The organism is Streptomyces sp. NPDC001493, from assembly GCF_053597235.1.
In genome coordinates, this window is record NZ_JBSFHV010000038.1 from 34,767 (window position 1) to 55,482 (window position 20,716).

Consider the following 20,716-nt stretch of genomic DNA (forward strand, 5'->3'; position numbering starts at 1 on the left):
CCGAGGGCGCCGTACGGGGTCGTACGGGCAGGATGCCCGAGGGGCCGTACGGGGGTCGTACGGACGGAACGCGCCGGTCAGGGCGCCGCGGACTCCCCCGCGTCCGTCGCGCAGCTCCTGCGCCAGGCGCCGAGCTCGTACTTCTTCTCCAGCGAGCTGAGCCCGAGTTCGCGCGAGCGGGCGCAGAACGCGGCGGCCGGCAGCTCGTACTCGACGTGGAAGACGGCCTTGTCCGCCGCGACGAACGGGACCAGCTCCTCGCACTCCTCGTACTGGGCGCACTGCTCGTTCACCGCGAAGTCGAAGTCCGGTTCGAGTGCGGGGATCTGGTCCAGGTCGTTCTTGAGGCCGACCGCCAGGCCGTGGCGGTGGGCGATACGGGCGATCAGCCGGTTGTACGCCAACTGGTCGGCGGCCGTGAGCGGGAAGCCGGTGTCGTTGCGGTAGCCGTCCATATTGTCCGGTTCGACGGCGTCGAAGCCCTTCTCGGCGCACATCGCGATCCGGGTCTCCATCAGGGGCTCCAGGAGGTCGGTGCGCCTGACGTCGAGCCAGCGCTCGCCGTCCCAGCCGTTGCCCTTGCCCAGCAGGGCCGCCGGGAACGCGTCGGCGTCCGGGCGGAAGTCCTCGTGGGCGCCGGTGGAGAGGTAACAGATGACCTTGCTGCCCCGGTCATGCAGGCCGGCGACCGCGGCGGCGTCGTGGTCGAAGCCGTCGATGTCGTACACCGGGACGTCCACGGTGGGGTCGAGCCGCCCGGAGAGCTGCCACTGCCAGTCCAGGCCGGGCCGGGGGCGCCAGCGCCCGGCCGCCGGGTCCGCCGCGTCCGCGGAGGCGGCGGCGGAGCGGCCCGCCGGGGGCTGTGGGGGCTCTCCCGAGGTGCAGGCGGAGAGCAGCGGAGACACCATCAGGAGGGCGACCGCCACCGGCCGGCCCGAACACCACCCGGTCCCGTACACCGTTCCCCGACCCCGTTCCCGTATCCGTACATGCCGCACATGCCGTGCGCGTCCCGGTCCGCCCCGGGACCCGCCTGTCGCCAACGACCTTATGCGCCCGGCCGGTTCGTCCCGCGCACCGCGTGGACCGGCCCGGACGTCCGCCGGACTCCTCCCGAACGGTGAACACCGGCGTGAAACGGCGAAAACGGCGCGCGTAGGCTCGTTCCCTGCGCACAACGGGCACATCTACGATGCGCCGGGCACGGTCGGCCCCACCCCCTCGACCGATCCAGTTACTCAACGGAAGCGAGAATTCACCACCGTGACTGCTCTCACTCTCAGCACCGCAGGCGCGGCGACGCTGCGCGCCGACGCACTCGTCGTCGGTCTCGCCAAGGGCTCCAAGGGCCCGGTGCTCGCACCGGGCGCCGAGGCCGTGGACAAGGCCTTCGGCGGAAAGCTCGCCGCTGTCCTGGAGACCCTGGGTGCCACCGGTGCCGAGGGCGAACTCGTCAAGGTCCCCGCCGCCGGCGGCCTCAAGGCGCCCGTCGTCATCGCCGTCGGCCTGGGCGCCGTCCCGGACTCGGACGACGCCTACGACTCCGAGATCCTGCGCCGCGCCGCCGGTGCCGCCGCCCGCGCCCTGGGTGGCGCGAAGAAGGCCGGCTTCGCCCTGCCGGCCTCGACCGTGGAGGACGCCGGCGCCGTCGCCGAGGGCGCCCTGCTCGGCGCCTACGCCTTCACCGCCTACCAGGGCGGCGAGAACAAGCTCGCTCCCAAGTCGGCCAAGGCCAACGGCCCCAAGCTGCCGCTCGCCGAGGTCACCGTGCTCGGCGCCAAGCCGCGCGACAAGGCGTTCAAGGCCGCTGCCGAGCGCGCCGTCGCCGTGGCGGAGGAGATCAACCGCGCCCGCGACCTGATCAACACCCCGCCGAACGACCTCTTCCCCGAGTCCTTCGCCGCCGTGGCCACCGCCGCGGGCAAGGAGCACGGCATCAAGGTCCAGGTGCTCGACGAGAAGGCCCTGGTCAAGGGCGGCTACGGCGGCCTGGTCGGCGTCGGCCAGGGTGCGGTCCACGGCCCCCGCCTGGTGAAGCTCGCCTACACGCACCCGAAGGCGGAGAAGACCCTGGCCCTGGTGGGCAAGGGCATCACCTACGACTCGGGCGGCATCTCGCTCAAGCCGGCCGGCCACAACGAGACGATGAAGTGCGACATGAGCGGCGCCGCCGCCGTGTTCGCCACCGTCGTCGCCGCGTCCCGTCTCGGCCTGCGCGTCAACGTCACCGGCTGGCTGGCGCTCGCGGAGAACATGCCCGGCGGCAACGCCACCCGCCCGGGTGACGTGCTGCGCATGTACAGCGGCAAGACCGTCGAGGTCCTCAACACGGACGCCGAGGGCCGGCTCGTCCTCGCCGACGCGCTGACCCGCGCCTCCGAGGAGGCCCCCGACGCGATCGTCGACGTGGCGACCCTGACCGGCGCGATGGTGCTGGCGCTGGGCAACCGCACCTTCGGCATCATGGCCAACGACGACGCCTTCCGTACGACGATCCACGAGATCGCCGAGGAGGTCGGCGAGGCGTCCTGGCCGATGCCGCTCCCCGCCGACCTGCGCAAGGGCATGGACTCCCCGACCGCCGACATCGCCAACATGGGCGAGCGGATGGGCGGCGGCCTGGTGGCCGGTCTGTTCCTCAAGGAGTTCGTCGGCGAGGGCATCGCCTGGGCGCACCTGGACATCGCGGGCCCGGCCTTCCACGAGGGCGCCCCGTACGGCTACACCCCCAAGGGCGGCACCGGCTCCTCGGTCCGCACCCTGATCCGTCTCGCGGAGCGCACCGCCGACGGCGACCTGGGCTGACCACCCGCCGGTCCTCTGTGACCAAAGTCGTACAGCCCCGGGCGGATGTCCGGGGCTGTACGCATTGCGTGCGCCGTACGAACCGGGACGGGCGCCGCCCTGCGGGGTTTCGCTCTGGACGAACTCGGCTGAATCCATACGTTTCTACGCGGAAGCGACCCGTCCCGGGACCTGTGGCGCCCTGTCCGGACCGGGCCCCGCGTCCCGCCGACGGTCAACAAGTGCGAAGATGGGTTCTCGGCAGGACAGGGCCCCCACCACAGGGCCGAACGACTCAAGCGGCCGAACACCAGCCGACCGGCCGGTCACACCCCACGGGGCCCGGCGTACGGCGCACATGCATGGAGGACGTGACGTGGCGAACGACGCCAGCACCGTTTTCGACCTAGTGATCCTCGGCGGTGGCAGTGGCGGTTACGCCGCGGCCCTTCGCGGAGCGCAGCTGGGCCTGGACGTCGCCCTGATCGAGAAGGGCAAGGTCGGCGGTACCTGCCTGCACAACGGCTGCATCCCGACCAAGGCGCTGCTGCACGCCGGCGAGATCGCCGACCAGGCGCGCGAGGCCGAGCAGTTCGGTGTCAAGGCCACCTTCGAGGGCATCGACATCGAGGCCGTCCACAAGTACAAGGACGAAGTGATCTCCGGCCTGTACAAGGGCCTGCAGGGTCTCATCGCCTCGCGCAAGGTGCACTACGTCGAGGGTGAGGGCCGCCTGTCGTCCCCGACCTCGGTGGACGTGAACGGCGAGCGCATCCAGGGCCGCCACATCGTGCTGGCGACCGGCTCCGTGCCGCGCTCGCTGCCGGGCCTGGAGATCGACGGCAACCGGATCATCTCCTCGGACCACGCGCTGAAGCTGGACCGTGTCCCGAAGTCGGCCATCGTGCTCGGCGGCGGCGTCATCGGCGTCGAGTTCGCCTCGGCGTGGAAGTCCTTCGGCACCGACGTGACCATCGTCGAGGGCCTGAAGCACCTGGTCCCGGTCGAGGACGAGAACAGCTCGAAGCTTCTGGAGCGCGCGTTCCGCAAGCGCGGCATCAAGTTCAACCTCGGCACCTTCTTCGACAAGGCCGAGTACACGCAGGACGGCGTCCGCGTGACCCTCGCCGACGGCAAGACCTTCGAGGCCGAGGTGCTGCTGGTCGCGATCGGCCGCGGCCCGGTGTCGCAGGGCCTCGGTTACGAGGAGGCCGGCGTCGCGATGGACCGCGGCTACGTCCTCGTCGACGAGTACATGCAGACCAACGTGCCGACCATCTCGGCCGTGGGCGACCTCGCCCCGACCCTCCAGCTCGCGCACGTCGGCTTCGCCGAGGGCATCCTCGTCGCGGAGCGGCTGGCCGGCCTGAAGGTCGTCCCGATCGACTACGACGGTGTGCCGAAGGTGACGTACTGCCACCCCGAGGTCGCCTCCGTCGGCATCTCCGAGGCCAAGGCCAAGGAGATCTACGGCGCGGACAAGGTCGTCGCCCTCAAGTACAACCTGGCGGGCAACGGCAAGAGCAAGATCCTGAAGACCGCGGGCGAGATCAAGCTCGTCCAGGTCAAGGACGGTGCCGTGGTCGGCGTCCACATGGTCGGCGACCGCATGGGCGAGCAGGTCGGCGAAGCACAGCTGATCTACAACTGGGAGGCGCTGCCGGCCGAGGTCGCGCAGCTCATCCACGCCCACCCGACCCAGAACGAGGCCATGGGCGAGGCCCACCTCGCGCTGGCCGGCAAGCCGCTCCACTCCCACGACTGATCCAGTCCCGGGCGACGACCGACCACTTCCGCAATTCGTAAGGAGCAACCGAAACCATGTCGGTTTCCGTAACCCTTCCGGCGCTCGGCGAGAGCGTCACCGAGGGCACTGTCACCCGTTGGCTGAAGGCCGAGGGCGAGCGCGTCGAGGCTGACGAGCCGTTGCTCGAGGTCTCGACCGACAAGGTCGACACCGAGATCCCCTCCCCCGTCTCCGGCATCCTGGCCTCCATCAAGGTCGCCGAGGACGAGACCGTCGAGGTCGGCGCCGAGCTGGCCGTCATCGACGACGGCTCCGGCGCCCCCGCCGCGGCTCCGGCCGAGGCTGCCGCTCCGGCCGCCGCGCCCGTCGCCGAGGCCCCCGCCGCCCCCGTCGCCGAGGCCCCGGCCCCGGCCGCCGAGGCCCCCGCCGCCGCGCCCTCCGCCGAGGGCACCGACGTCACCCTTCCGGCGCTCGGCGAGAGCGTCACCGAGGGCACCGTCACCCGCTGGCTGAAGGAGGTCGGCGAGGAGGTCACGGAGGACGAGCCCCTGCTCGAGGTCTCCACGGACAAGGTCGACACCGAGATCCCGGCCCCTGTTTCCGGCGTGCTGCTGGAGATCGTCGTCGGTGAGGACGAGACCGCCGAGGTCGGCGCCAAGCTCGCCGTCATCGGTGCCAAGGGCGCTGCGCCGGCCGCCGCCCCGGCCCCGGCCGCCGCCGCCCCGGCCCCGGCCGCCGCTGCTCCGGCCCCGGCCGCTCCGGCTGCCCCGGCCGCTCCGGCCCCGGCTCCGGCCGCCCCGGCCCCGGTGGCGCCCGCCGCTCCGGCGCCCGTGGCCGCCGCCCCGGCTCCGGCTGCCGCCCCGGCTCCGGTCGCCGCTCCGGCTCCGGTCACCCCGGTCGCGACCTCCGGTGACGACGGCGCGTACGTCACGCCGCTGGTCCGCAAGCTCGCTTCGGAGAACGGCGTCGACCTGGGCGCGGTGAAGGGCACCGGCGTCGGTGGCCGCATCCGCAAGCAGGACGTCGTCGCCGCCGCGGAGGCCGCCAAGGCCGCCGCAGCCGCTCCGGCTCCGGCCCCCGCCGCTGCCGCCGCTCCGGCCGCCTCCAAGGCGCCGAAGCTGGAGGCGTCGCCGCTGCGCGGTCAGACCGTCAAGATGACCCGCATGCGCAAGGTCATCGGCGAGAACATGATGAAGGCGCTGCACTCACAGGCCCAGCTGACCTCGGTCGTCGAGGTCGACATCACCAAGCTGATGAAGCTGCGCAACCAGGCGAAGGCCGCGTTCGCCGCCCGCGAGGGCGTCAAGCTGTCCCCGATGCCGTTCTTCGTGAAGGCGGCGGCCCAGGCGCTGAAGGCCCACCCGGTCATCAACGCCCGGATCAACGAGGACGAGGGCACCATCACGTACTTCGACTCGGAGAACATCGGCATCGCCGTGGACGCCGAGAAGGGTCTGATGACCCCGGTCATCAAGGGTGCGGGCGACCTGAACATCGCCGGTATCTCGAAGAAGACCGCCGAGCTGGCCGGCAAGGCCCGCGGTGGCGGCCTCACCCCGGACGACATGTCGGGTGCCACCTTCACCATCAGCAACACCGGTTCGCGCGGTGCGCTGTTCGACACCGTCATCGTGCCCCCGAACCAGGCGGCCATCCTGGGCATCGGTGCCACGGTGAAGCGCCCGGCCGTCATCGAGACCGCCGAGGGCACCGTCATCGGCATCCGTGACATGACGTACCTGTCGCTCTCCTACGACCACCGTCTGGTGGACGGCGCGGACGCCGCCCGTTACCTGACCTCGGTCAAGGCGATCCTGGAGGCCGGTGAGTTCGAGGTCGAGCTCGGCCTCTGAACGACCCGGCTGTAACGAGCCTCACCAGCAGCGCCCCCGTCCGGACCACCTCCCGGGCGGGGGCGCCGCCGTATTGTCTAGACACCGCGGCCACCCCGGTGGCCGGGGCCGGTCGCAGTCGGCGCCGGTTCGCCCGAAGGAGCACCTCATGACCCCGCCCGTCGTCCACTCGCTGCGCGAGCAGATCCGCGAGCACATCGTGGACGGGATAGTCAGCGGGCGCTGGAAGCCGGGCGAGCGGATCGTGGAGCGCCGGATCGCCACCGAGCTGGAGGTCAGCCAGACGCCGGTGCGCGAGGCGCTGCGGGAGCTGGAGACGCTGCGGCTGATCGAGTCGGCGCCCAACAAGGGCGTCCGGGTCCGCAACCTCACGGCCGCGGACCTGGAGGAGAGCTATCCCGTACGGGCGGGTCTGGAGCAGATCGCGGCGGAGCTGGCGGCCCCCGCCCTCGGGAGCGACTGCTCGGCCCTCCAGCCGCACGTGACGGCCCTCTACGAGGCCGACCGGACGGCCGACGGGGAGGCGCAGGTGCGCCACACGGTGGGCTTCCACCGGGAGCTGGTGCGGGCGGCCGGCAACGCGGTGCTGCTGCACACCTGGGAGGGTCTTGGCATCGAGGTGTTCACGGCTCTGTCGATCCGGTGGCTGGGCACGGTGCAGAAGTCGTACGCGGAGGAGCACGAGGCGCTCATCGACGCGTTCACGCGGCAGGACCCGCAGATCGGCACGCTGGTCAAGGCACACGTGCTGGGCTGCGCGCCTCGCGCGTGAGGACCGGTCGCGCGGGCCGTCCGTGACCGCTCGCCCCGGCGGATGAGGACCGGTCGCGCGGGCCGTCCGCAACCGCTAGGCCCGGGTGCGTGAGGCCCCGTCGCGCGGGCCGTCCGTACCGCTCGACGGGTGCTCGGCGGCCGGAGCCGTACTTGTTATTTCTCACGCCCGCGTTGCCGTCAGGTTTCCCATCTGTCACTGCTGCCGCTCTTCCGAGCGAATGGTGACCGTTTTACCCCATTTCATCCCGTCACTCCGTGCCCCATTTGGCGGCACCCCATGCCATTTTCTTCATATCGAGAAGTTTTCCCTTTCAACCCTTTGATCGATCATCGATCAGGGATTTACAGTTCTCCGCGGGCCCACCGGCCCGTCGCCCTGTCCTGCCAGCCAGGGACTTCTCCACCCCCTCCCACTCCGGAAGGCGGCGATCATGACCGACCCCGTAGGAAAGCGTCCGAGCGAACTCGACCAGTTCCCGGACCGCGACCCCGAAGAGACCGCCGAATGGGCGGCCTCTCTGGACGCCGTGACCAAGGCCGCGGGGCCGCATCGCGCCGCGTACCTGATGAGGCGTTCGCTCGAACACGCCGAAGGCGCCGGTCTCGCGCTGCCCAAGCTGCTGGAGACCGACTACGTCAACTCCATCCCGACCGCCGCCGAGCCCGAGTTCGACGGCGACCTGGAGATGGAATCCCGCATCACCGCGTGGAACCGCTGGAACGCGGCGGCCATGGTGACCCGCGGGGCGAAGTACGGCGTCGGTGGCCACATCGCCACCTTCGCCTCCGCGGCCTGGCTGTACGAGACGGGCTTCAACCACTTCTTCCGCGGCAAGGAGGGGGACGGCTCCGGTGACCAGCTCTACATCCAGGGGCACGCCTCCCCCGGCATCTACGCCCGCGCGTTCCTCGACGGCCGGCTGAGCGAGCAGCAGCTCGACAACTTCCGTCAGGAGTCGGGCGGCGACGGCCTGCCGTCCTACCCGCACCCGCGGCGTCTGCCCTGGCTGTGGGAGTTCCCCACCGTGTCGATGGGCCTCGGCCCGCTGTCGGCGATCTACCAGGCGCGCTTCAACCGCTACCTGGCCAACCGCAACATCAAGGACACGTCGAACTCGCACGTCTGGGCCTTCCTGGGCGACGGCGAGATGGACGAGCCCGAGTCGACGGCCGCCCTGGCGCTCGCCGCCCGTGAGGGTCTCGACAACCTGACCTTCGTCATCAACTGCAACCTGCAGCGTCTCGACGGCCCGGTCCGCGCCAACTTCCGCGTGGTCCAGGAGCTGGAAGGCGCCTTCCGCGGGGCCGGCTGGAACGTCGTCAAGACGCTCTGGGGCAACGCGTGGGACGAGCTGTTCCAGCTCGACACCACCGGTGCGCTGGTCCGCCGTCTCCGCGAGGTCCCGGACGCGCAGTTCCAGACGTACGCCACCCGTGACGTCGCGTACATCCGTGAGCACTTCTTCGGCGCCGAGCCCGCGCTCGTCGAGCTGGCGAAGCTGCTCACCGACGCGAAGATCGCCGAGTGTTTCTACACCTCGCGCGGCGGCCACGAGGCCCGCAAGGTCTACGCGGCGTACAAGGCGGCCCTGGAGCACAAGGGCGGCCCGACCGTGATCCTCGCCCAGACGGTGAAGGGCTTCACGCTCGGCAAGGGCTTCGAGTCCAAGAACGCCAACCACCAGATGAAGAAGCTGTCCCTGGACGAGTTCAAGGACATGCGCGAGCTGCTCGGCCTGCCGATCCCGGACAGCGCCTTCGAGAGCGGTGTGGTGCCCTACGGTCACCCCGGCGCCGACTCCCCCGAGGTCCGCTACCTCCAGGAGCGCCGCGCGGCCCTCGGTGGCCCCGCCCCCGCCCGCCGGGTGCACGCCGCGGCCCTGCCGCAGCCCGAGGAGCGCGCGTTCGCCGCGCTGAAGAAGGGTTCCGGCAAGCAGGAGATGGCCACCACCATGGCCTTCGTCCGCCTCGCCAAGGACCTGATGCGGGACAAGGAGACCGGCAAGCGCTGGGTTCCGATCGTCCCGGACGAGGCCCGTACCTTCGGTATGGAGTCGCTCTTCCCCTCGGCCGGCATCTACTCGCCGCTGGGCCAGACGTACGAGCCGGTCGACCGCGACCAGCTGATGTACTACAAGGAAGCCAAGGACGGCCAGATCCTCAACGAGGGGATCACCGAGGCCGGTTCCATGGCGGACTTCATCGCCGCGTCCACGTCGTACGCGACGCACGGCGAGACGATGATCCCGTTCTACATCTTCTACTCGATGTTCGGCTGGCAGCGGACCGGCGACCAGATGTGGCAGCTCGCCGACCAGCTCGGCAAGGGCTTCATCGTCGGCGCCACGGCCGGCCGTACGACCCTGACGGGTGAGGGCCTCCAGCACGCGGACGGCCACTCGCACCTGATCGCGGCCACGAACCCGGCGTCGCTCAACTACGACCCGGCCTTCGCGTACGAGATCGCGGTGATCGTCAAGGAGGGTCTGCGCCGGATGTACGGCGAGCCCGTCGAGGGCGAGGACTCCAACGTCTTCTACTACCTGACGGTCTACAACGAGCCGAAGCCGCAGCCCGCGATGCCGGAAGGCATCGAGGAGGGCATCGTCAAGGGCCTGTACCGCTTCAAGGAGGGCACGCCGGCCAAGGCCGACGCGCCGCGCCTGCAGCTGCTGGCCTCCGGTACCGCCATCCACTGGGCCCTGGAGGCCCAGGAGCTGCTGGCCGCCGACTGGGGCGTCACCGCCGACGTCTGGTCCGCCACCTCGTGGGGCGAGCTGCGCCGCGACGCGCTGGAGGCCGACGCCGCGCTGCTCCGGGGCGAGGAGCGGGTGCCGTACGTCACGCAGGCGCTCGCCGGTGCCCCCGGCCCGGTGCTCGCGGTCAGCGACTGGATGCGCCAGGTTCCGGACCAGATCAGCCAGTGGGTGGAGCAGGACTGGTCCTCGCTCGGTACGGACGGCTTCGGCCTCTCCGACACCCGTGACGCCGCCCGCCGCCACTTCGGTGTCGACGCGCAGTCGGTCGTCGTCGCGGCCCTGGCCCAGCTCGCCAAGCGCGGCGAGGTCCCGGCCGCCACGATCAAGGAGGCCCGGGAGCGCTACGGACTCTGATCCGCAGGCCCTGACGTCTTTGCCGTGAACGCCGTGGCCCCTCCGGAACACCGGAGGGGCCACGGCGTTCTCCGTGTGCTCCGCGGCGCCCCGGCCGCCCTCGCGCATCGACGAGAATGGGGGTATGCGCGCGGCCCGACTGATCACCATGGTGCTGCTCCTCCAGTCCCGTCCCGGGATGACCGCAGCCGAGCTGGCGGCGGAGCTGGAGGTGTCGGAGCGGACCGTCGCACGGGACGCGGCCGCCCTCTCCGAGGCGGGCGTCCCGGTGTACGCGGAGCGCGGCCGGACCGGTGGGTACCACCTGGTCGACGGCTACCGCACCCGCCTCACCGGTCTCGCCCGGGGCGAGGCCGAGGCGCTCTTCCTCTCGGGGCTGCCCACCGCCCTGCGCGACCTGGGCCTCCAGGACGCCGCGTCCGCCGCCCGCCTCAAGGTGGCCGCCGCCCTGACACCCTCGCTGCGGGACACCCCGGACACGGTGGCCCGGCGCTTCCATCTGGACGCCCCGGGCTGGTTCCAGGAACCGGTCGCCCCGGCGCTGCTGCCCGTCGTGGCGGAGGCCGTCCGCGACGACCTCACGGTCCGGGCGCGCTACCTCCGGGACGGCGCCGAGGTGGACCGGGCCCTCCTGCCGTACGGACTCGTGCTGAAGGCGGGCGTCTGGTACCTCTGCGCCCGGGTCGCGGACTCCGCCGACGCTCCTTCCGCCCAGGTCGGCTTCCGGGTGTACCGGGTCGACCGGTTCGTCTCGGTCGAGCCGGACGGCGGCCGGTTCGAGCGGGACGCCGGTTTCGACCTGGCCGGGTTCTGGGCCGCCCGCTCCGCGCGGTTCGCCCGCTCCCTGCTCCGTACCGAGGTGACCGTACGGATCTCCGGTGCGGGCGCGCGGCGGCTCCCGCACCTGGTGGACCGGGCCGCCGCAGAGGAGGCGCTGGCCGCCGCCGGGCCGCCGGACGGCGAGGGGCGGTGGACGGTCACCCTGCCGGTGGAGTCGCCGGAGGTGGCGTACGAGCAGCTGCTGGCGCTGGGCGCCGAGGTGGAGGTGCTGGCACCGGCCGCGCTGCGCGAGCGCTTCCGCGGGGCGGCGGCCCGGATGCACGGCCTCTACCGGTAGGAGGCTCCGCGTGGCGGGGGCCGCCGCCTCGGCCGATGCTGGACCCGTGATGGACGAGACGGAGTTCTGGGAGCTCATCGACACCACCCGCGAGGCCGCCGAGGGCGACCCCGAGGAGCACGCCGATCTGCTCGTGGAACGGCTGGTGCGGCTGGATCCCGAGACCGTGCTCGACTTCGCCCGGCACTTCGAGGCCCGCTACCACCGCGCGTACCGCTGGGACCTGTGGGGCGCCGCCGCCCTGCTGCTCGGCGGCGCGGGCGACGACGCCTTCGACTTCTTCCGGTGCTGGCTGATCGGCCAGGGCCGGGAGGTGTTCGAGGGGGCGCTGCAGGACCCGGACGATCTCGCCGAGCTCCTGGACGACTTCGACGAGGAGGTCGACGGGGACGGCGAGGAGCTGGGCTACGCGGCCGACGAGGCGTACGAGCAGCTCACCGGCGTCGTCTCGCCGGACCTGGGGCTGCCTCCGCAGGCCCGCGAACCGGCCGGGGTGCCGTTCTCCTTCGAGAACGACGAGGTGCTGGCGGCACGGCTGCCGGCGCTGTGGGAGCGGTTCGGCGAGGGCTGAGCGGCTTCACACGCCACGCACGCGTCGCCACGCGTCCTCAGAGCGCGCGCCCCATCAGCACGTCGTCGACGTACCCGCCGTTCAGGAAGAACTCGCCCGGCAGCACGCCCTCCACGGCGAACCCCTCGGAGGCGTAGAGCGCGCGGGCCGGGGTGTTGTGGCCGAGGACGCGCAGGGTGATCCGGTTGGCGCCCTGGCGGCGCGCCTCGGTGAACGCGGCGCGCAGCAGCGCCCGCCCGATGCCCAGCCCGCGCGCCCCGGCGTCGACGGCGAGGCCCTGAATCTGCCGGACGTGCTGGTTGCAGGCGAGCGGGGTGGGCGCGACCAGGCGGAGGTATCCGGCGATGCGCGGGGCTCCCTGGGCGACGCGCTCGCCCTCCGGCACACTCTCTGCCACCGTCTCGGCCACGAGGAAGTCGCGGGGTGAGTGGCGCTCGTCGAAGAACGGCGGGTACGGCGGCTGCGGGCGGGGCTGCACGGCGTGCAGGGTGGACCAGGTCTCCCGGTCGAGCGCGGCGAGGGCGGTCTCGTCGGAGGGCAGCGCGGGGCGTATGGCGTGAAGGCGGAGCTGGGGCATGGGCGTCACTGTGCCATGCCGTGTCCGGGCGATCCACGGTCGGGATCCATGGGGCAGGATGAGCCCATGGAGCACTCCCGTATCGCCGTCACCGGATCGACCGGACTCATCGGAGCGGCGCTCGTGCGCTCGCTGCGGGCCGACGGGCACGAGGTCGCCCGCCTGGTGCGCCGGCCCGCGAAGGCGGGTGACGAGGTCCAGTGGGACCCGCACCGGGGGTACGTCGACGTGGCCGGACTGGTCGGCTGCGACGCGGTGGTCCACCTGGCGGGTGCCGGGGTCGGGGACCACCGGTGGACCGAGGCGTACAAGAAGGAGATCCGCGACAGCCGGGTGCTGGGCACGGCTGCGGTCGCGGAGGCCCTCGCCTCCCTGGACACCCCGCCGAAGGTCCTGGTCTCGGGTTCCGCCATCGGCTACTACGGCGACACCGGTGACCGCGCGGTCGACGAGGGCGCCCCGCCCGGCGAGGGGTTCCTGCCCTCGGTGTGCGAGGAGTGGGAGGCCGCCACGGCGCCCGCCGAGGAGGCCGGCGTCCGGACCGTGCACGCGCGCACCGGGCTGGTCGTCGCCTCGGGCGGCGGCGCCTGGGGCAGGCTCTTCCCGCTGTTCAAGGCCGGGCTGGGCGGGCGGCTCGGCAACGGCCGCCAGTACTGGAGCTTCATCGCGCTGCACGACCACATCGCCGCCCTGCGCCATCTGCTCGACACGGAAGCCCTGTCCGGGCCGGTGAACCTCACCGCGCCCGATCCGGTCACCAACGCGGAGGTGACGGCGGCGATGGGGCGGGTGCTGCACCGGCCCACCCTCTTCACCGCCCCCGCCCCGGCGCTCCGCCTCGCGCTGGGCGACTTCGCCGAGGACGTGCTGGGCAGTCAGCGGGTGGTCCCGCGCAAGCTGCTGGACTCGGGTTTCGCCTTCGCCTTCCCCGGCGTCGACAGCGCGATCCGCGCGGCCCTGGGCTGAGGTACCCGGCTCCCGGAGCGCCTGCCCGCGGGGGCCGGTGCGCAGGGCCGTGCCCGGGGCACGTGCGCGGGGCACGGACGCGGATTCCGCGTGCGGGCCCGTGCGACCCCGTGCACCGGTGTCTTCGCGCGGGCGACTGTCCAGGTATCGGCCATCCTCCTAGCCTCTTTGGCGAACTCGGGCATTCCGGGAGTCAGTCGGGGGCATGAGCCTCCCACCGCTCGCACGACTCGGGGAGGGCATGTGCTCAAGCCTGCGCACCACGCGGACGTGGTCATCATCGGAGCCGGTACAGCCGGCCTGTCAGCCGCCCACCTTCTCGTACGGGCGGGGGTGAGCGTCAGCGTCCTGGAGGCGACATCGCGCGTCGGCGGCAGGCTGGCCACGGACGAGGTGGACGGGTTCCGGCTCGACCGTCTCGGTCCGCTGCTCGGCAGCGTGCCGGAGGAGTTCGGGGACATACCGGGGCTGGCGCCCCTGGTGCTCCGCGAGTTCGATCCGGCGGTCGTGGTCCACAACGCCGGGCGCCGCTATCGCGCCGGTGGCATACGAAGCACCAGGGGCGCGTTCAAACCCACGCGCGCCCGTTCGAGCGCCCCCGTGGGCGGCGACCGTGCCGCCCCGGCCGGCCTGGGCGGGGCGGTCGGCGAAGCCCTCGACCGCGCCCGGCTCGGGGCGTCGCTGGCGCGGCTGGCCAACACGTCCACGGCCCGCATCATGGCCAAGCCCGACCGGGCGGCGGAGGCGGCCCTCGCGGCGCGCGGGCTGCCGGCCCGTTCCGTCGACGGTTTCCTCCGGCCGCTGCTCGCCGCCCTGCTGAGCGATCCGGAACTGCGGGCGTCGAGCCGGATCGCGGAACTGGTCCTGCGCGACTGGGCGCGCGGCCGGCTCCGCGTGCCGGAGGGCGGTTCGGCGGCGCTGCCGGAGCTGCTGGCGTCCACGCTGCCGCCGGACACCGTGCGTACGAACGTCCAGGTGACGGCGGCCGACACCACCTCCGTGCGCACCAAGGAGCACGGCGAGCTGAGCTGCCGCGCTCTGCTGGTGGCCACCGGCGCGGGGGCCGCCGCCGAGCTGCTGCCCGGTCTGCGGGTGCCCGGCTTCAACCCGGTGACGGTGGTTCACCACACGGCCCCGGAGGCTCCCCGGACGGGCGCCTCGCTGGTGCTGGAGGCGGGCGCGGCGGGTCCGGTCGCGTACTCGGCGGTGATGAGCGAGATCGATCCCACCCGGGCGCCGCGGGGCCGCGCGCTGATCACCTCCGCGGTGCTCGGCACCCCGCCGCCCGGTCTGGACCGCGCGGTGCGCGGTCATCTGGCGGCGCTGTACGGGACGCCCACGGACGACTGGGAGCTGCTGGCCACCCATCACACCGCCGAGGCGGTCCCGGTGATGACCCCGCCGCACGATCCGAGCCGCCCGGTGCGGGTGCTCGCCGGGCTGTACGTGTGCGGCGACCACCGGGACACCAGCACCCTGCGGGGCGCCCTGCACTCGGGCCGCCGCGCGGCGGAGGCGATCCTGGCCGACCTCCGGGCGGGTTCCGGGTTCCTGCCGGAGCCGGGGGCCACGCTGTCGGGGGCCGCCTGAGCGCGCCTCCCTTCCGGGAGGTCCTGGACGGTCCCGGCGGGTCCCGGTCCCGGCGGTGGCGGGCCGCGTCCGTCAGCCGGGGCCGCGTCCGTCAGCCGAGGGCCGCGATCTGCTCGCGGTACCCGCGCACGGCCGCCGCGTCGCGGTAGGGCTCCAGCTTGCGCTCGAACTCGCGTACGTACTCCGTCGCCCGGACCGACCGCATCTCGCGTGCCTGCTGGGCCGCCTCGGCGCCCAGCAGGCACGCCTGGTCGAGCTCGCCGAGCCCGAGGCGGGCCGAGGCGAGGACGACCCGGCAGAAGAGCCTGCTCCGGGCGTACGCGGGCGCGCGCAGCTGGAGCGAGCGCTCCGCGTGCAGGGCGGCGGCCCGGTACTGCTGGAGGTCCCGGTGGCAGTGCGCGAGCTCGTCGGCGAGCTGGGCCTCGTCGAAGTTCCGGGCCCAGTGCGGCGCCTCGTCGCCGTGGCGGGCGGCCTCCAGGGCGCGTTCCGCGCGCGCCAGCGATACGGCGCACGCCCGCGCGTCCCCGAGCACGCCGTGCCCGCGCGCCTCCACCGCGTGCAGCAGCGCCTGGACGGCCGGGGGCGCGGCGGAGCCCACCCCCTGCTGGGCCACCCGGGCGAGCTGGACGGCCTCGCGGCCGTGCCCGAGGTAGACGGCCTGCCGGCTCATCGTGATCAGCACGTAGCTGCCGTACGCCCGGTCCCCGGCGGCCTGGGCGAGCCGCAGGGCCTGGACGAAGTAGCGCTGGGCCAGTCCGTGCGCGGCGATGTCGTACGAGGTCCAGCCGGCCAGCCGGGTCAGGTCGGCCGCCGCCGCGAAGAGCCGGCGGCCGGTCGTCTCGGTGTAATGGCCCCGGAGCATGGGCTCGGTCTCGTGCTCCAGGTACCGGATCAGGGCCTGGCGGGCGTGTCCGCCGCCGTAGGCGTGGTCGAGCGAGCGGAAGAGTTCGCCGACCGAGCGCAGGGCCGCGACGTCGCCGTTGCCGACGCGCTGGCCGGACGCCCGCTCGGTCTGCCGCTGGCGGGGCACCGCGGGGCGCGGGGCGCCGGCGGGGGCCGTACCCGCACTCCCGTCGGGGCCGGGTGCGTGGGTGTGACCGGGCGCGTGGCCCGGAGCGGGGCGCTGGACGCCGATCCAGGGGCCCCCGGCGGGGGTCCCCGGGCCCTGGGCTCCGGGGGTTCCGGGCGCACTCGGCCCGGGGCTTCCGGCGCCGCCCGGTCCGGGCAGGGTGCCCGTCCGGGTACCCGCCCTCGCGTCCCGGAGCGGGCCCGTGGCGGGGGCGGCGCCGGGCCGTCCCGGCCGGGCGCTCTCGCCGTGGGGTCCCGGAGCTCCGGAGGCACCGGTGGCCGGGGCCGGGAGGTCGCCCCGGGCGACGGACTCGTCGGCCTGGCCGATCAGCCAGTCCCGGCTCGGCACCACCAGTCCGGCCGGGGTGAAGGCGATCTTGCGGAGGTCCGCCTGGTTGCCCGAGTCCTTGCGCCAGAGTCCGCTGACGATGTCGACGGCCTCGGCCGGGGTGGAGGCGAACTCCAGGCCGGCGTAGACGGGCGCGCAGGCGTCCAGGCCGAGGTCCTGGGCGGTGAGCCGGCGGCCGAGGCGCCGGGTGAAGACCTCGGCGATCAGGGCGGGGGTGGTTCCGCGCGGCTGCTGGCCGCGCAGCCAGCGGGTCACCGAGGTCTTGTCGTACCGCAGGTCGAGGCCGTGCTCCAGCCCCAGCTGGTCCACCCGTCGGGCCAGGCCCGCGTGGGAGAAGCCGGCCTCGGCGATGAGGGCGGCGAGTCTGCGGTTCGGGGGGTGCGGGGTGCGCTGCGGGGGTCGTTCCGACATCTGCGGTGCGGTCTCCTGCCTTGCCTGGGCCGGGCGTGGCAGCCCTTGGGGAACGGCGCGAATTTAGCGGCCCCGGGAGCGGCCCCGGCGGCGTTCGCTCCACGTTCATCCGATCGTGTGAGGAGTACCGATCACGCTGACGAAATGACCTGCCGGACGGTGCGGTCCCGGACGGTCGTACAGTGATTCGGGCGCGATCAGTGTGCACGGTGACCGCGTTCCGTGCACGGTGACGACGGGCGGGAGGCACCCCTCCGGGCTCCCCGTCACCACGAGTAGGGAGGCATCGCCGTGAGCGAGCTGCGATTTGTCCGGCTGGGGTTCGGCCCGGAGGCCGTCGAGTACACGGAGGCCTGGCAGAAGCAGCGCGAGCTGCACGCCGCGCGGTTCGAGGACACCGTCCCCGACACCTGCCTGCTGCTGGAGCACCAGTCCGTCTACACGGCGGGGCGGCGCACCACCGACAGCGAGCGACCGCTGGACGGCACCCCGGTCATCGACGTGGACCGCGGCGGCAAGATCACCTGGCACGGTCCGGGCCAGCTCGTCGGCTACCCGATCCAGAAGCTGCCGCGCCCGGTCGACGTCGTGGCGCACGTGCGCCGGCTGGAGGAGGCGCTGATCCGCGCCGCCGCCGAGTTCGGCGTGGAGACCAGCCGGGTCGAGGGGCGCAGCGGGGTCTGGGTGCTGGGCGACCCGGTCGAGCAGCGGCCGTCGCTGGGCGGCCTGTCGCTGGACTTCGACCCCCGGCTGACCGACGAGGAGTTCGACCCGCGGCTCAACGGCCCGGAGTACGCCCCCTCCAACGCCGGGCAGCGCCGCGAGGACCGCAAGCTGGCCGCCATCGGCATCCGGGTCGCCAAGGGCGTCACGATGCACGGCTTCGCGCTGAACGTGAACCCCGACAACACGTCCTTCGACCGGATCGTGCCGTGCGGCATCCGCGACGCGGGTGTGACCTCGCTCGCGTACGAGCTGGGGCGCGACCTCACGATCGCGGAGGTCCTCCCGGTCGTCGAGAAGCACCTGCGCGACGTCCTGGAGAACGCCGAGCTCGCGCCTCGCGAGGTGGCGTCCGCTCCCGCGACCGCCTGACCTGCGGCGCTCCGGGGGCTGTCGTACGGGCCCCCGGGCGCCCCTGCGGGCGTACGCGGCCCGCGCGGTTCGGCCGTACGGGGAATAGCCCCCGTCGGCCACAGGTTGGCCGGACGTAAGGCCGTGCGAATGACGGGCGTACCCTGGTGTTCGCCGAAGAATCCAATGCAGTGAAAGCAAAGGGGAGTGCCGGAGTGTCCGCTGTCGCACCCGACGGGCGCAAGATGCTGCGCCTGGAGGTCCGGAACAGCCAGACCCCCATCGAGCGCAAGCCCGAGTGGATCAAAACCCGGGCGAAGATGGGCCCCGAGTACAACCAGCTGCAGAAGCTCGTGAAGAGCGAGGGGCTGCACACGGTCTGCCAGGAGGCGGGCTGTCCCAACATCTTCGAATGCTGGGAGGACCGCGAGGCGACCTTCCTCATCGGCGGTGACCAGTGCACCCGGCGCTGCGACTTCTGCCAGATCGACACGGGCAAGCCGCAGGCGCTGGACCGCGACGAGCCCCGCAGGGTCGGCGAGTCCGTCGTCACGATGGACCTGAACTACGCCACGATCACCGGCGTCGCCCGCGACGACCTGGAGGACGGCGGTGCGTGGCTGTACGCGGAGACCGTCCGCCAGATCCACGCGCTGACGGACGGCCGCGAGGCCGGCCGCACCAAGGTCGAGCTGCTGATCCCCGATTTCAACGCCGAGCCCGCCCAGCTGGCCGAGGTCTTCTCCTCGCGCCCCGAGGTGCTGGCGCACAACGTCGAGACGGTCCCCCGGATCTTCAAGCGCATCCGCCCGGGCTTCCGGTACGAGCGTTCGCTCGAAGTCATCACGCGGGCCCGCGAGGCCGGCCTGGTGACCAAGTCGAACCTGATCCTCGGCATGGGCGAGACCCGCGAAGAGGTCAGCGAGGCGCTCCAGGACCTGCACGACGCCGGGTGCGAGCTGATCACGATCACGCAGTACCTGCGCCCGTCGGTCCGGCACCACCCCGTGGAGCGCTGGGTGAAGCCGCAGGAGTTCGTGGAGCTGAAGGACGAGGCCGACGCCATCGGGTACTCCGGTGTGATGTCGGGTCCGCTGGTCCGCTCCTCGTACCGCGCCGGGCGCCTCTTCCAGCAGGCGATGGCGGCCCGCGACGCGGCCGCCGCCGGAACGGTCGCGCACACCGCGTCCGTGTGAATCCGAGCACAAGGCATTACCGGGCGGTAATCGCCCGCACGAGGCGGCCCGTACGCCCTCCGCAGGTGGGGGACGCGTATGGGCCGCCTCGGCGTGCGCACGGCCCGCGTCAAGGTTTCATTGGTGTTTGACCGACCGGTCATGCCCTGGTAACACCGGGATGTGACCCTGGTCCCAGAGCAGTGACCCCGGGTTCCGGAGCCAGTGATCCCGGCCCCGGAGCAGTTCCAGATCAGCGACCCCGGGTTCCGCGGGCCCCAGTGGCCGAACCCGCTGTCGCGCCCGTTTCCCGCACCCCGTTCCGCGCCTCGCGCGGACCGCCCCGAGAGGGAACACACGATGCAGGCCGCGCCGGTACGTGCCCACACCCTTCCGACCGTCACCCACGCTCTCCGCGCCGTGGAGTCGCTGCTGCTGAGCAGCGGCCAGCGCACCGCCCGCCGCAACGCCTGGACGGCGGTCCTGGAGGACCGCCGCCGGGCCAAGGACCGGGTCGAGGCCCAGCACGTACTGGAGGCCGTTGCGGAGCACCGTTCCTCGGCCACGTAAACTTCTGTACATGGCGAGGAAGGCAAACACCGAAGGCGCGGACAGCGCCGAGAACGCGGGGCGGCTCAAGCAGATCGCCCTGACCTACAAGATGACCCGGCGGTCGGACCCGAAGATCGGCCTCGTGCTCGCGGGGCTGGGAATCGTCGTCTTCGGCGTGATCCTCGCGATCGGCTTCGCGATCGGTCACCCGCTCTACCTGGGCATCCTGGGCTTCGTCCTGGCCGTCCTCGCGATGATGATCGTCTTCGGACGGCGCGCGGAGGCTGCGGCCTTCGGCCAGATGGAGGGCCAGCCCGGTGCCGCGGCAGCGGTGCTGGACCGGATCGGGCGCGGCTGGACCACCACTCCGGCGGTCGCGATGAACCGCAGCCAGGACGTCGTCCACCGCGCGGTCGGCAAGGCCGGCATCGTGCTGGTGGCCGAGGGCAACCCGAACCGGGTGAAGAGCCTGCTGGCCGCCGAGAAGAAGCGGATGGCGCGCATCGTCGTCGACGTCCCCGTGCACGACATCATCGTGGGCGACGGCGAGGGCCAGGTGCCGCTGAAGAAGGTGCGCACCAAGATGCTGAAGTACCCGCGCATCCTGAGCGGACCGCAGGTCACGGCGGCCAACGACCGCCTGCGGGCCATGGGCGACCTGATGAGCAACATGCCGCTGCCAAAGGGCCCCATGCCCAAGGGGATGCGGATGCCGCGCGGCGGAAAGATGCGCTGACCGGCACCTCGCAAGGCGGCCATCACGTAGGGACCCCGCCTGTGGGGCCACCACCCCGTAGGACCCTCCGCTCCACTTTTCTCGCCGCGCGGGCGCGGCACACCGCATCGCGCGGTCCGCGCCCAGACGTCACACCTCACATCAGAGGGGCGGCCCCGACCTGACCGGTCGGGCTGAAGTTCCAGAAGGACGCCGGCGACACCGCCGCCTCCTACACCCTGGACCTGGTCGAGACCGAGGCCGTCCCGGCCGCCCTCCC

Annotated in this window: 16 protein-coding genes; 13 read left to right on the forward strand and 3 right to left on the reverse strand. The window is 72.7% G+C overall.

Annotation, left to right across the window (positions count from 1 at the left end; genetic code table 11):
- Positions 1 to 77: 77 nt before the first annotated feature.
- A complete protein-coding gene (locus tag ACWCWD_RS34335; protein WP_450779139.1) occupies positions 78 to 908 on the reverse strand; it encodes an endo alpha-1,4 polygalactosaminidase in 831 nt (276 codons plus the stop codon).
- A 355-nt stretch (positions 909 to 1,263) separates the two neighbouring features.
- On the opposite strand from ACWCWD_RS34335, the gene ACWCWD_RS34340 reads away from it, so the two are divergent.
- The 7 genes from ACWCWD_RS34340 to ACWCWD_RS34370 all read left to right on the forward strand — a co-directional run bounded on the left by ACWCWD_RS34340 (position 1,264) and on the right by ACWCWD_RS34370 (position 11,959).
- Positions 1,264 to 2,805: a leucyl aminopeptidase gene (locus ACWCWD_RS34340; RefSeq protein ID WP_450779115.1), complete on the forward strand. Its 1,542-nt coding sequence runs from the start codon at positions 1,264 to 1,266 to the stop codon at positions 2,803 to 2,805.
- 355 nt (positions 2,806 to 3,160) lie between these two features.
- A complete protein-coding gene (gene lpdA / locus ACWCWD_RS34345) occupies positions 3,161 to 4,549 on the forward strand; it encodes a dihydrolipoyl dehydrogenase (RefSeq protein WP_450779117.1) in 1,389 nt (462 codons plus the stop codon).
- 56 nt (positions 4,550 to 4,605) lie between these two features.
- Positions 4,606 to 6,384, forward strand: a complete 1,779-nt coding sequence (sucB, locus tag ACWCWD_RS34350; RefSeq protein ID WP_450779119.1) for a 2-oxoglutarate dehydrogenase, E2 component, dihydrolipoamide succinyltransferase — start codon at positions 4,606 to 4,608, stop codon at positions 6,382 to 6,384.
- Positions 6,385 to 6,532: 148 nt separating this feature from the next.
- Positions 6,533 to 7,156 (forward strand): GntR family transcriptional regulator, encoded by a 624-nt coding sequence (locus ACWCWD_RS34355; RefSeq protein WP_450779121.1) that lies wholly within the window; start codon positions 6,533 to 6,535, stop codon positions 7,154 to 7,156.
- A 433-nt stretch (positions 7,157 to 7,589) separates the two neighbouring features.
- Positions 7,590 to 10,271 carry a pyruvate dehydrogenase (acetyl-transferring), homodimeric type gene (gene aceE / locus ACWCWD_RS34360; protein ID WP_450779123.1) on the forward strand — a complete coding sequence of 894 codons (2,682 nt, stop codon included), beginning with the start codon at positions 7,590 to 7,592 and terminating at the stop codon, positions 10,269 to 10,271.
- A gap of 124 nt (positions 10,272 to 10,395) precedes the next feature.
- Positions 10,396 to 11,388 (forward strand): helix-turn-helix transcriptional regulator, encoded by a 993-nt coding sequence (locus tag ACWCWD_RS34365; protein WP_450779125.1) that lies wholly within the window; start codon positions 10,396 to 10,398, stop codon positions 11,386 to 11,388.
- 49 nt (positions 11,389 to 11,437) lie between these two features.
- Positions 11,438 to 11,959, forward strand: coding sequence for a DUF4240 domain-containing protein (locus tag ACWCWD_RS34370; RefSeq protein WP_450779141.1), 522 nt, complete (start codon positions 11,438 to 11,440; stop codon positions 11,957 to 11,959).
- 37 nt (positions 11,960 to 11,996) lie between these two features.
- Here the strand turns inward: ACWCWD_RS34370 and ACWCWD_RS34375 are convergent, their stop codons facing one another.
- On the reverse strand, positions 11,997 to 12,536 hold the full coding sequence (locus ACWCWD_RS34375) for an N-acetyltransferase family protein (RefSeq protein WP_450779126.1): 540 nt from the start codon (positions 12,534 to 12,536) through the stop codon (positions 11,997 to 11,999).
- A 66-nt stretch (positions 12,537 to 12,602) separates the two neighbouring features.
- On the opposite strand from ACWCWD_RS34375, the gene ACWCWD_RS34380 reads away from it, so the two are divergent.
- Positions 12,603 to 13,502 carry a TIGR01777 family oxidoreductase gene (locus ACWCWD_RS34380; RefSeq protein ID WP_450779128.1) on the forward strand — a complete coding sequence of 300 codons (900 nt, stop codon included), beginning with the start codon at positions 12,603 to 12,605 and terminating at the stop codon, positions 13,500 to 13,502.
- A gap of 243 nt (positions 13,503 to 13,745) precedes the next feature.
- Entirely contained in the window at positions 13,746 to 15,092 is a 1,347-nt protein-coding gene (locus ACWCWD_RS34385) for an NAD(P)/FAD-dependent oxidoreductase (RefSeq protein ID WP_450779130.1), read from the forward strand.
- 91 nt (positions 15,093 to 15,183) lie between these two features.
- Here ACWCWD_RS34385 and ACWCWD_RS34390 read toward each other — a convergent pair whose 3' ends face one another.
- Positions 15,184 to 16,920, reverse strand: coding sequence for a regulator (locus tag ACWCWD_RS34390; protein ID WP_450779132.1), 1,737 nt, complete (start codon positions 16,918 to 16,920; stop codon positions 15,184 to 15,186).
- A gap of 291 nt (positions 16,921 to 17,211) precedes the next feature.
- Here ACWCWD_RS34390 and lipB point away from each other — a divergent pair, with 291 nt between their 5' ends.
- From lipB to ACWCWD_RS34410, 4 genes are all read left to right on the forward strand, one after another.
- Positions 17,212 to 18,015, forward strand: a complete 804-nt coding sequence (gene lipB, locus ACWCWD_RS34395) for a lipoyl(octanoyl) transferase LipB (protein ID WP_450779134.1) — start codon at positions 17,212 to 17,214, stop codon at positions 18,013 to 18,015.
- A 194-nt stretch (positions 18,016 to 18,209) separates the two neighbouring features.
- On the forward strand, positions 18,210 to 19,190 hold the full coding sequence (gene lipA, locus ACWCWD_RS34400) for a lipoyl synthase (protein WP_450779136.1): 981 nt from the start codon (positions 18,210 to 18,212) through the stop codon (positions 19,188 to 19,190).
- A gap of 339 nt (positions 19,191 to 19,529) precedes the next feature.
- On the forward strand, positions 19,530 to 19,739 hold the full coding sequence (locus ACWCWD_RS34405; protein WP_327175342.1) for an SCO2195 family GlnR-regulated protein: 210 nt from the start codon (positions 19,530 to 19,532) through the stop codon (positions 19,737 to 19,739).
- Between the two features lie 10 nt (positions 19,740 to 19,749).
- Positions 19,750 to 20,457, forward strand: coding sequence for a DUF4191 domain-containing protein (locus tag ACWCWD_RS34410; RefSeq protein ID WP_327175343.1), 708 nt, complete (start codon positions 19,750 to 19,752; stop codon positions 20,455 to 20,457).
- Positions 20,458 to 20,716 lie beyond the last annotated feature (259 nt).